We start from the raw sequence: 11,840 nt of genomic DNA, 5'->3' as shown, positions 1-11,840 counted from the left end.
CATACAAATACTACCAACCTGTCTTTCCTTTAAATTTCATCTGCTCAGCAAAATCCCGATCCCATTCTTCTAATACCTGTCTGGCTGTCATTCGCCCTGCTAACATCTCACGCTGGTTATTCCAGAATTCATTTTTATTAATTCCGCTTAATACCTCACCAATCTCTGATACTGTTTTATTCTTTGAAATATAATTATCATATAGAAATTGCTGCCAACTGTTTAAAACCATTTTCTGATCCTTAAATACCGGCATATGACTCCAGCCTTTATTAAATACATCCATATGATCCGGCATAGAAAACCATTCTAAAAAATGTCTTGCCTCCTCAATATGCTCTGAGTCTTTTGATACGGCAAACATCCCTGGCCCGCTGATTATGGTCAGAAGGTCCTTATTATCATATGGTACAGGCATCATCATTACTTCCCTTTCCGGATTCTTCTTTATCACATCCTGAATAAAGAATTGGCCGGATGTATACATGGCTGCTTTACCGGCTGCAAATGCATCTACCGCTCCGTCATAAGTAGCTTCCAGGTAATCCGGATTCGTATACCCGGCTTTATAAAGAGCCACTATTTCATTAAGCATGGTTTCAAATTCAGGAACCTCAGACCATTTAACCTGATTGCTCAGCAAGCGTTCCCACAAATGATTCTCTGTCAATTGAACTGCCATGCAACTGAAAAACAGCGGCGTTGTCCATGAGTCTTTATCAGAAGCATAAAGCGGAATCAGCCCTTCCTTTTTTAAACGTTCGCAGACTGCCCGAAACTCTTCCATGTTGTGCGGAACAGAAAGATTCAAACGTTCAAAAATCTCAGAATTATAGATGATTCCGATACTGCTTACAGAACCAATCGGCAGACCAAATAAATGGCCGTCTATTTCCTTATTGATCTTCTGCTCTTCTTTAATCCGGTCATACCATGATTCATGCTCACTAAATTCCACAAAATGATCTGTGCCAACCTCTTCCAGTAAGCCTCGGTCGATTCGGATCATATCCGGCATTTCTCCCACCGCTGCCTTTGACTTCACAAGGTCAATCCATTGATTATCAGGAATTCTCTGTACCTCGATTTGGCAGCCGGGATTTTCTTTTTCGTATTCCTTCAATAACCCCTGTAAAAAGTCCTTATCATGTGTCTGAGGCATCATAAACGTGAGTACAACAGGCTCGTTCGCCATCTCATCATTTGCATTTGCTTGCTTTCCACCCACACATCCCACAAGTATCAAACAGACCAGCAAACCAGTAAGAACCCCCATGAATCTGATCTTCATTATGCCCTTCCCCTCTTTCCCTTCTTATCGCCTTACTTTTATTATAAAGCAATTTAAGATAAGTCGCAAAAGAAAATAATAAACCTGATGATGTAATATCTTAAACCGCCCCGAAAAGCACCTTCAAAATATTGCTTTCCAACAAACCATATGTTACACTTTTCACAGATAAAGGTGGTGTTCTCAATAAAAAAAGATCAAAACTATATAAAAAAATTGTTTCTAACCTATTCTGCAACTTTATTGCTGATCCTGACTGTTTTTTTTGCAATTTCTTTGCTCATCCTCTATCGGGAACAGTATCGCCGAAACATACAGATACAGTCCCAGCTTTCTTTAAAAGTACAGGAACAGACAGAGGCCTCCTTAAAAGAGATGGACCGTATCATCAATGGTCTTCTTTTTGACAAATCATTTATGAAGATCATGAAAAGCTCTGATTCCTCTGCTGACCTTATGAATGACAGTGATCAGGTGGTAGAAAAATTTGTAGCTCTTGATGCTCCTCTTTTTTCTACTTACCGGATTATAGCTTTCAATGATTCTTCTTATTATACGCTTGCAAAAACCGGTGAAAATCCTGATTTGATCAAGACAGCTGCTCTTTCCTATCCATGGAAGGAAGAGGTATTAAATGCAAACGGAAAAAAGGTATTCATTCCTCCGCATCGCGATACCTTCGATGGGGAGCATCAGCTGGTATACTCTGTGTCAAGAACCATAACCGATGGAAAACAAAATTATGGATTCATAGAGGTGCAGAATCTCTATTCCCAATTAGAAAATTACTGCAAGCTTACGGAGGCCTCCGGTTCTGTGCTTATTCTATCTCAGGAAGGGACATTTATATATCCGGCAGTTTCCGGAGAAGCAGATTCCAAACTGGCTGGTATGTATGAGACCATATGCAGTACAGGAGCGCAGTCTGGTTCCCTCCGTTTAGGGCAAAAACAAGTTTCCTATCATATTTCCAAATATTCCGGCTGGATTACAGCCGTTTATTGTCCTGTATCAGAATTTGTACCCTATGGATTGGAAATTATCGTATTAACCGGCAGTATCTTCCTTCTTCTTGCATTGTTATCTTTGCTGACAATCCGCATCGTTACAAGGCGTTTGGCCGCCCCTCTCACCGACTTAAGTGAGGCAATCGGGCGGGTATCCTTTGACAATATGAATGTTACGCTAAATACCACTTCAAATATTGTGGAAATAAACAAGATCAATCAGGCATTCCGTACCATGTTCGATCAGTTAAAAGAAGCGATTGCCAGAAACATTCAGTCCTGTGCCAACGAGGAGCGTGCCGCTTATCTGGCTTTGCAGGCACAAATGAACCCCCATACCCTGTATAACACGATTTCCATGATTGAATCGGTGAGTTATATGAATGGTGATAAAGAGGTTTCCAACCTTTGCATTTGTTTTTCACAAATGCTGCGTTACATCTCCGATTACTCCAAGAGAGAATATACGATTCAGGATGAACTGAGCCACTTAAATAATTATATTTCTCTGATAGAAAAAAGGCATGAAGGAAAGCTGAATATCTGCATACATGCCCAACCTTCTCTCCTATCGGTCATCCTACCCAAATTTACAATTCAGCCTTTGGTGGAAAATGCGGTAAAGCATGGATTCAGCTCTCAGGTCCATGAACTGAACATAGAGGTAATCATTGAACCGGTTTCTAATGGCTGGCACTTAGTCGTAAGGGATAATGGCAGTGGCTTTTCAAACGATGCCATATCAATGATTTACAGCCAGTTACAGGAAAGCGATGCCACTTTGGTAGACCATGGCGATGTGGTTAATACAAAGATCGGAAATCTTGGTCTCACGAATATTTATATACGGTTTCGCATCCTTTATGGAGATTCTTTCTCTATAGATATTGGTAACAATCCGGATTCTCCCGGAGGGTACATTGAACTTACAGTCATTACGGAGGTGTAACATGACCACAATTTTTCTTGCGGAAGATGAAGTTTATGCACTTAAGGTTCTGCAGCAGAAAATTCTTGATTTGAATGAGGATTATGAGATAGTCGGGACTGCGGACAATGGTGTTTCCGCATTGGAACAGCTTCCGGATGTCTCGCCCGATATTGTGATCACAGACATCCGTATGCCGGATATGGATGGTCTTTCCTTAATTGAGAAGTTAAAGAAAGCAGGCTGTACTGCCCTTCCTGTAATCATAAGCGGCTATCAGGAATTTGATTACGCACAACAGGCGGTCCGTCTGGGAGTTGCAGATTATTTATTGAAGCCGGTTGATTTAGAGGAATTGAGGCGCTGTCTGGCCAGCTGTAAAAAACGTGTGAAACGGCGCCGTAAAAATATTATTTCATTTTTCGTAGGGGATGATTCCCTTTCGTTTGAAGCAGCCATGGGACAGGATACGTTCTTTTTGATTTATATTATCATATCCAACCCGTTAAGCACTGTTGAAACCATGATCCATCCCAATGTACGGTATATCCCAAACAATGAAATGGAGCGGCTTTTTCCCAAACGCCATTCAAAGCAATTCATACACTGCTTTGACGGATTCTTTTCTAACGAAAAAGTTATGATATTAAATTATTCGGATATCGAGGCTCAGATGCTGGATGCCACCTTGCAGCAATTTGTAAAAAATCTCCAGGAAGTGTCTCAAGAATATATTACTGTCTTTCATACCGTAACGAAGAAACAAGCGATGGCCGCATCTGTGCGCCAGTGTTACAACGGCGCCATTGCAAATATCGTTCTTGGTCAAACCGGCGTGTTCGCGAGCCTTCCAAGGCAAAATGCTCCTGCAGAAACTTTAAGCGATATCGTGGACTTATATGCGCTTCTCATCCAACAAAAACAACCAGACCTTTTGCGTTCTAACATCCGGCGATTGTTCCAGTCCTGGTCCAAGAAACAGCGGCCCTATATTGACGAAAGAAATGATCTTATATTTCTTCTTAACTCTCTCAAACAAAAGTTTTTGCTGAAAAAGGAATTTGATTATAACAGTCTCTATTTTCTTGAGAATATTATTTCCTTCTCCGCAAACAACTCAGAATTTGCCGATAATTTTTGCTATTTTCTAATTGAGATGTTTATGAACAACGAACCAGAAACAAAAACCGGTGAAGACCTTGTCGAAACAATTCTTGCCTATTTTAAAAACAATTTATCTACAAATGTTTCTCTCCAAACCCTGGAAGAAGAAATGGGCCTTTCAAAAGTGTATTTGTGCAGAGTCTTTAAAAAATATAAAGGCACAAGCCCCATTGAATACTTTACAAGGTTAAAAATAGAGAAAGCAAAAGAGCTTATGATTCAGTTTCCAGATCTATCATTACGAAAAGTATCCGAATCCCTGGGATTTAATGACGTGTACTATTTCAGTAAAGTATTTAAAAAGGTCACAGGAATTACACCTTCGGAGATGCGTGCCTGTGAGCAAAGGTTATAAATCGCTGAACGGGTGTAGGAAGGCCAATTGTTCTCTGTGCCTTCCTATCACCCGTTCAATCATTGGATTCTATATGTACCATCCGTTATATTATGTTTCCTACGTTTTTTCCATGTTATTTCAGATAGATTTCCTGATATTCGTTCCCATCTCTGTATGCTTTTGCCAGTTCCTTGAACGCTTCCATGGTACATGCTTTCTGTGGGCCTTCGGCTTTTAGCCCGGTTTGTTCCACTACCAGTTGGCCGTTGATTATGGATACCATGGCGGGCTCTGCAAATTGGCCGCCTTTCGGTATGATTTCAAATGTAATGGCGCAGCAGCAGCCAGTCAGATCTGTAAAGCAGATGTCGGTTTCCTCTCCGTGGTATAGAATTGCGTCAATGCAGACGGCAGATCCGATGTCTTTATGGCCGCCGGTTTCGTTGACGTGCTCTGCTTCTTTGGTGATCTGAAGTTTCACATGGTTTTCTCCGAATTCAGCATACGGAAATGTGATGCGTATGCAGGCGTCTGCAATCTCAATATCGAAAGTATTGTCTCCCGTTTTCACTGCGTTTACCTGGTCTGTTGCCCCGCCGATTTCGAAGCGAAGTCTTAAGTCAGAGGCTTTGATGGTGGCGTCTTTTACCATGTCCAGATTGCAGTGGGTGTCTCCTCCGTTGGTTCCGAAGCCGGTGACTGACACCGCCCTGGCTTTAGCCTGAGAGGTGACGATAAGGCCTGAGGAATAATCATAAAAGTCGTGGAGGCATTTGATGCTGCAATAAACAGGTTTTTCTTCGGTGCCGAAGTAGCTGATGTGGTTGCGCTTCTGGTTCCAGAAATTGGACTTATAAAAAGTGCCCAGGTTAAAGTTTTCATTCTGGTAGCAGACTGCGATCTCGCTTTCCCACGGTTTCTTGCCGTGGATGAATACCGCATCCACATGGTTTTCTTTGGTTGGATTGATAAAATACTGCTCATAACAGGTTGGGCACACGCTCTTTGAACTAAAAAAACCTATGGGAAGCTTCTCATCAAGGCCTTCTTCATCAAGAGGCACCAGGGATATCTGATAGCTAAGGGCCCTCTGGATCCTCATCAGCAGCTGGGTATCTTCCAGCATTCCGTAAAACCGTGCATGGGGACCTGCCCACTGTTTGGTTTTATAGTGGAAATGGTCTGCGATGCATTTCCAGGCCAGACCGCTGATATCTTCCAGCTTTTTAACAGCCTCTTTATCTTTGATGTAAGGAATCATGGAAGCCAGATCATCGATGACCACCCAGGTATAAGACGGGCTGTTGTATTCCTGGAATGCCCCGTGGCCGATGTTAAACGCATACAGGCCATCCAGCCTTCTTTTCGCGTATTCCACCAGGGAATCTTCTCCAAACTGCTCTCCGGCAACCATCGTAACAAGGGTTCCCATAATGGAAATATTGGTATAGTGTGGACCCATATTCCGGCGGATGATGGAGTTACAGCTATGTATGATTGCCTGGTGCATCATCTCCGCTAAATCGGCCGGGATATGTTCTTTGTAATCGATGAGCATCTGCAGCAGCTTCTTGCCACAGAAATCAGCCCAGTTCCAATCCGGAGGAGCCATCTGCTCCAACGTCTCCTCCATAAAATACGGCCATATTCCATAGGTATCATGATCGGAATTGGTATCCTGAAGAGGTACCACTTGGTGAAGAATTCTTATAGCCTCTTCAAAATCCTCTTCTGTTCCCCTGTTCATCCGTTCATATGCATAACTCAGGGAATCGTAGGTCGGATGTACCATTTGGTTTACCAGTGTACTGTGATATCCATGTTCGCCGCGCCACTGGGTGATCATGGCCTCTTCCCTGTCATATTTTTTATCCATCCTGCCCATGATCCTGTCATTTAAATGTTTTTCCTGAGGATTTAAAAATTCAATCATCGTACATTCCCTTTCTCCAAAAGAATGGTTCCGTGTTCTTGCTTTTATTGGTTTCCATTTGGTTTCGTATCAAAATTCTTTCTTCTGAGTTTGCTGTACTGCTTCGGAGTAATTCCCATGATCCGCTTAAAGGTCCTGATAAAATGGGATTCATCGGCATACCCCACCAGCTCACAGATTTTCAATATGGGCATCCCTTCCGAAAGATAGGTCCTGGCCTTCATCACGCGAGTCATGATGATGTACTCATTGGGCGCCATCCCGGTTACGGCTTTAAATAGTCTGATCAGATGGGTCTTGCTGATAAAAAACTTAGCCGTCAGCGTATCCAGCGTCAGATCCTTGTTTATGTTGTTTTTAATATATTGCAAAATCGGATTCAAACGTTCCGAGGATTGCTCCTCCTGATAGTGGACGGAACCTTTGAAATACCCGCTGCACAAGGTCACCAGTTCCGTCAGGGTCAGTTTCTTAAGAAGTTCCGTCCCATACCGGCTGTCCTTGATATAACGGTCCAGACGGGAAATGGTATCCAGGAACTCCTCTGTCTGTGTTTCTGTCAGCTGTACATAATGGGCTACTCCCTGAGGGCGGTTTATGAATGCATGGAATAGGTCCTCCTCACCGGTATTGAACATTGCAATATAGTCCGGCACAAAGGATATGATATAGCGGTCAAAGATTCCGTCGGGTGGAGCGGTGGTTCGGTGCAGCTCGCTGTTATTGACCAGCACCAGACCGCCCCGGTTCAGCGTATAGGAACAATTTTCAAAGTAGAATCCACTGTTGTCCGTCAGTGTGAACCAAATCTCAAATCCGTCATGAAAATGCAGGTTTTTCATATCATACTCATGGGCACCGCAGACAGTATGGGTCACCATCAGGTTATCCTGATATAATTCCTGGACAGCATATACTTCCTTTCGCTCCATTTTATCACTCCTGTTCAAATTCAGCCAATGCCATGCAGGTAAGGGCCTGCCCGTACAACGTAGGCATTACGGGAATGTCCCGGTATTCCCTGGCCGTTTCCATAATGGGCGTCCCGCCGGACACTCCCTGAACCGTTCCTGTTTCATCTACATACTGAGGCAGCACCTTATATACCCGCCGGGCTGCATTTTCCAGGCTGCCGTCCACATATCCGAACCGGATGCCCCTCTTGATCCCACAGGCGATTCCGGCAGAAGCAGAAAGCTCATCGTAAGATGTGGGGTCATCTAATATGGAGCCGAACAATCCATTGGCTCTCTGCAAACTTGTAAGGGAGGAGGCATGGCGCTGCAGCTTACAAATTACATCATCCCTTTCTTCGAATTCCCCCACCTCGTTGAGGATTTCTACGGTACTGTATATGATCCAGGCGTTAGCCCGTCCCCAATGAATGCTGCTTAAATGGGTCCTGCTGGTGCCATCCCAACCATGATAGAACAACCCTGTCTCCTCGTCCCACAGATAACGGTAATGGAGGACCAGCTGATCCGAAGCAAATTCCGTATAACTTCTGTTACCGGTCAGGTTCCCAAACCTGGCCATGAAGATGCACACCATAAATAGCGTATCCGCCCACATCTGATTATCAAAGCTGGCATTCTCTGTTACCGTATGTTCCAACCCTCCGTCAATAGTTAACGGCGCTTCTTTCAGAACGTATTCTGCCATATCCTGACACACCTTCCGATATGCTTCCTTGCCGCTCTTCTTATACAATTCCAGTATTGCAATCATAGGAGCCGTAGAATTCACGGTCTTCTGCCGGTAAGCATCCTCCAGATGCTTGCCAGCCCAATCAGTCAGGAAATCCAGATACTCATCCTTTCCGGTAACCTCCCACGCTTTCCAAATACCGTACAACCCTACTCCGGGCACCCAATCAAAAGAATGGATGTTCATGGCCCATTCCTTGTCACTGCCATGTACAACTCTGTCTGTGATTTTCTCTATTAACTGCAAAATGTGCTCCTTCCAATACAATTTCTTATTTATTATTTTTCTAAACTTATTCTGAAGGTCCGTATCTGAAACGGTTTCATGCGGCATCGGATCTCTGCTTCCTGGCTTTTGATACCGAAAGGCTGTTCCAGAAGATTGCATTCTTCATAATCTGCAATATGGAAATCCGAAGTGATCACTGCATCCGCCGTACTTCCATGGCATTCGTGGATACGCAGGATCAGCCCTCTGCCGTCCTCTGCCGGTTTAACCACATCCATTTGTACCGCATTGGTGTTACAGGTAAATATTTGCCTGCCGCAGATTACGGAATTCCCTCTTCTGTATTCCAGCGGTTGGTTCAAAGCAGTGCTTTCTTCAATGACATGGCCCTCCTGCAGACTTCCCTTATGAGGAAGGAGGGAATAGGTGAAGCTGTGATGCCCCATATCCGCAAGGGTATCCGGATGTTTTGCGCTTTTCAGCAGGGAAAGTTTCATCACATGGTCCTTGATGCTGTAGCCATATTTGCAGTCATTCATCAACGCTACACCGTAGCCGATTTCGGAGAAGTCTGCCCACTTATGGGCCGCCACCTCGAACCTGGCCATGTCCCAGCTGGTGTTAAAATGGGTTGTGCGTTCCACATGGCCGAACTGGATATCATAGGACGCTTTGGTACTTCGCACATTGACCGGGAAGGAAGTTTTTAACAGCCTGTGGTCTTCCTGCCACTCCACTTCACTCTTGAAGTCAATTCTTCTGCTGTCCCGGTACACAATCATATCCTGGACCACATCCGATTGGTTATAATGATAAGCGAACCGTACCACAGCTCTAAGCGCTCCTGCCTCCACCACTTCTGCAGGCTTGGTACATTCCATAATTTCCTTTTTTTGAGTATAATAAATATCCACATCCCAGGCATCATGATTAAGCGGCCTGTCTTCATAGATTTCCAGTACATTGCCGGATTCGCCTTCTGCCAATACCTCTCTGTCATTTTCTTTATCATAAATGCGGCACAACTGCCCATCTTCATTCCAGCAGATCCTGTAGTAAGGCGTTTCCAGCTTTCCAGTTCTTTCATCCCAGCAGAACGGAACGGTTTCTGGATCTCCAGCCTCTCCACCACAGACGGAGGATATAGACTCAGATTCCTTAGTTTCTCCATATCCACAGCCCCGGACAGCTATGGCACTGCGGGCGGGAACCAGAACATCCACCAGATAACCACCTTCTGTATTCTGCGCCTCCAAACGGTTTCCACGCTCATCATTAAAGCTGATGTCTTTCTCCGTTTTGATGAACACCAATCCCCTTTGGTCAAAGGCACCACCGTGATATACCGTATACCATTCATTCTCTTGGGATTTTTCTATTCTTTCTCCAATTGCTTCCCAAGCGTCTTCCTTCACCTGATTCAGCAAACTGTCCGCAAGATCGTATTCTTTCATGGAATCCTGATACACTTCCCGGATGGAGGAGCCGGGAATGATATCGTGGAACTGATTCCTCAGGATGATCTCCCATGCCTCCTTTAATTTGTCCTTTCCCGAGTCTCTGCCCCAAAGACCGGCCAGCGCGCTGAGCCATTCGGCCTCCTGGGCTTTATTTTCCAGCTTGCGGTTTCGCTTCTTGCTATTTGCCTGTGAGGTATAAGTGCCTCTATGGTATTCTAAGTATAATTCACCGTCCCACAGCGCCAGCTTATCTCCTGCTGCTTCTGCATCCTTATGGATTTCCTCAAAGAATTGCCCGGCTTTTACCGGCTTCACAGCAGGAAGTCCCGGCAGGCGGTTCATGACCCGTAAAAGCTCCAGCATCTCCCGGTTCACACCGCCGCCTCCGTCTCCATAGCCATAAGACACCAGCGTCTGATTCGAAATATCCTTATTCTTGAATTTCGTCCAGCTTCCTATGATGGCCCTGGGATTTAACATCCCGTTGTATGTAGAAAAACGGTCGGAAAAATCCTGGTTCTCCTCAGGTGTATCCACAAAATAAGTCAGGATCTCGCTTCCGTCGATGCCCCTCCAGGTAAATAAGTCATTGGGGATGCTGTTGAACTGGTTCCAGCTGATTTTTGTGGTCATGAATGTTTTGATATTGCACTGTTTTAGGATCTGAGGCAGCGCCCAGCTGTAACCAAATACATCCGGCAGCCACAGATAGCTGCATTCCACTCCGAATTCCTTCCGGAAGAATTCCGTACCGTAAAGCATCTGGCGTACCAAAGATTCCCCTGATGTGATGTTGCAGTCCGCTTCCAGCCACATGCCGCCCTCTGCCTCCCACTTCCCATCTTTTACCCGCTGCTTAATTTCCTCATATAGCTCTGGACAATCGTGTTTCAAATATTGATAAAGCTGGGGCTGGGTCTGTAAGAAAACGAACTCATCATATTCTTTCATCAAACGCAGGGCCGTCGCAAAGGATCGCATGGATTTCTCTCTGGTATGTTTTAACCGCCATAGCCACGCCACATCAATATGGGTATGGCCGATGCAATTGACGGTTACTGGCGATTTCCAACCGGATGCGTCAATCCGCTTTTCAAACAGTTCCAAAGCATCAACGATGGTTGCGTGGAGTTTATCCTCATCCCAATTGACCAGCTTTAAGGCTTCTTCCATGGCGTCCGTCAGAATATATTTATTCCCATCTGTTTCCGTCAGGTACTGCAGCTCCTGGCAGACCGCTTTTAAGTAATAATAGAACTTATCTGCCGCTTCATGTAAGTATCCCACATGGGCCTTTAGCATCTGATGGTAAAATGTCTTTTTCTTCCCGCCGCCTTCTAATCCTGTCCATAACATGAAAGTCAGTTCAGCTTCCTGGCCGGCAAATTCTTGCAGAACCACATCCTGATGATTGGAATCCACTCCCTGATAAGGTTTCCCATTGACGTAAAGCAGGGACTCAAAGCCGCTGTTGCCACCGCCTCCTGTAACTCCAAAGTCAAACAGGCCTGTCACTTTATATCCAGCAATCGCCTTCGGAAGCACCAGCTTCTTTCTCAGCCAAAGATAACGGTCCCGTCCCACAAAGAAATCACCCAGCTGCATATCCGTACTAATGAATTCATTCGGAAGTTCCGTATAAGGCGCATCTTCACACCCTGTGGCTTCCATGGATTCCATAGGCGTAATGGGCTCCAGCCCACAATAGCGCCTCCACTCCAATTCGGCCATCCTCTTTTCAAACTTTTCCAATGAAAATATCATATGATTCATCTCTCATTTCTC

The 11,840-nt window shown here is 44.7% G+C and carries 7 protein-coding genes; 2 read left to right on the top strand and 5 right to left on the bottom strand.

Going from position 1 to position 11,840, the window contains the following annotated elements; genetic code table 11:
* Positions 1–10: 10 nt before the first annotated feature.
* Entirely contained in the window at positions 11–1,291 is a 1,281-nt protein-coding gene (locus ACHZES_RS02655; protein ID WP_395548479.1) for an ABC transporter substrate-binding protein, read from the bottom strand.
* A gap of 150 nt (positions 1,292–1,441) precedes the next feature.
* On the opposite strand from ACHZES_RS02655, the gene ACHZES_RS02650 reads away from it, so the two are divergent.
* Both ACHZES_RS02650 and ACHZES_RS02645 read left to right on the top strand, forming a co-directional pair.
* Positions 1,442–3,247, top strand: coding sequence for a sensor histidine kinase (locus ACHZES_RS02650; protein ID WP_395548480.1), 1,806 nt, complete (start codon positions 1,442–1,444; stop codon positions 3,245–3,247).
* 1 nt (position 3,248) lies between these two features.
* Positions 3,249–4,745, top strand: coding sequence for a response regulator (locus tag ACHZES_RS02645; protein ID WP_395548482.1), 1,497 nt, complete (start codon positions 3,249–3,251; stop codon positions 4,743–4,745).
* A gap of 115 nt (positions 4,746–4,860) precedes the next feature.
* Here ACHZES_RS02645 and ACHZES_RS02640 read toward each other — a convergent pair whose 3' ends face one another.
* Genes ACHZES_RS02640 through ACHZES_RS02625 form a run of 4 tightly spaced genes read right to left on the bottom strand, consistent with a single transcriptional unit; the run spans position 4,861 to position 11,828 of the window.
* The gene (locus ACHZES_RS02640; RefSeq protein WP_395548483.1) at positions 4,861–6,660 is read right to left on the bottom strand and encodes a hypothetical protein; all 1,800 of its coding nucleotides are present in this window, start codon (positions 6,658–6,660) and stop codon (positions 4,861–4,863) included.
* A gap of 44 nt (positions 6,661–6,704) precedes the next feature.
* Entirely contained in the window at positions 6,705–7,592 is an 888-nt protein-coding gene (locus ACHZES_RS02635) for an AraC family transcriptional regulator (protein WP_395548484.1), read from the bottom strand.
* Between the two features lie 4 nt (positions 7,593–7,596).
* Positions 7,597–8,613, bottom strand: coding sequence for a glycoside hydrolase family 105 protein (locus tag ACHZES_RS02630; protein WP_395548485.1), 1,017 nt, complete (start codon positions 8,611–8,613; stop codon positions 7,597–7,599).
* Between the two features lie 32 nt (positions 8,614–8,645).
* Positions 8,646–11,828: an alpha-mannosidase gene (locus tag ACHZES_RS02625; protein ID WP_395548486.1), complete on the bottom strand. Its 3,183-nt coding sequence runs from the start codon at positions 11,826–11,828 to the stop codon at positions 8,646–8,648.
* Between the last annotated feature and the right edge of the window lie 12 nt (positions 11,829–11,840).

The organism is Lacrimispora sanguinis (assembly GCF_044987295.1).
Classification (GTDB): Bacteria; Bacillota; Clostridia; order Lachnospirales; family Lachnospiraceae; genus Lacrimispora; species Lacrimispora celerecrescens_B.
Note: the sequence above shows the minus strand (reverse complement) of the source record. Positions and strands in the feature narration are given on the sequence as shown.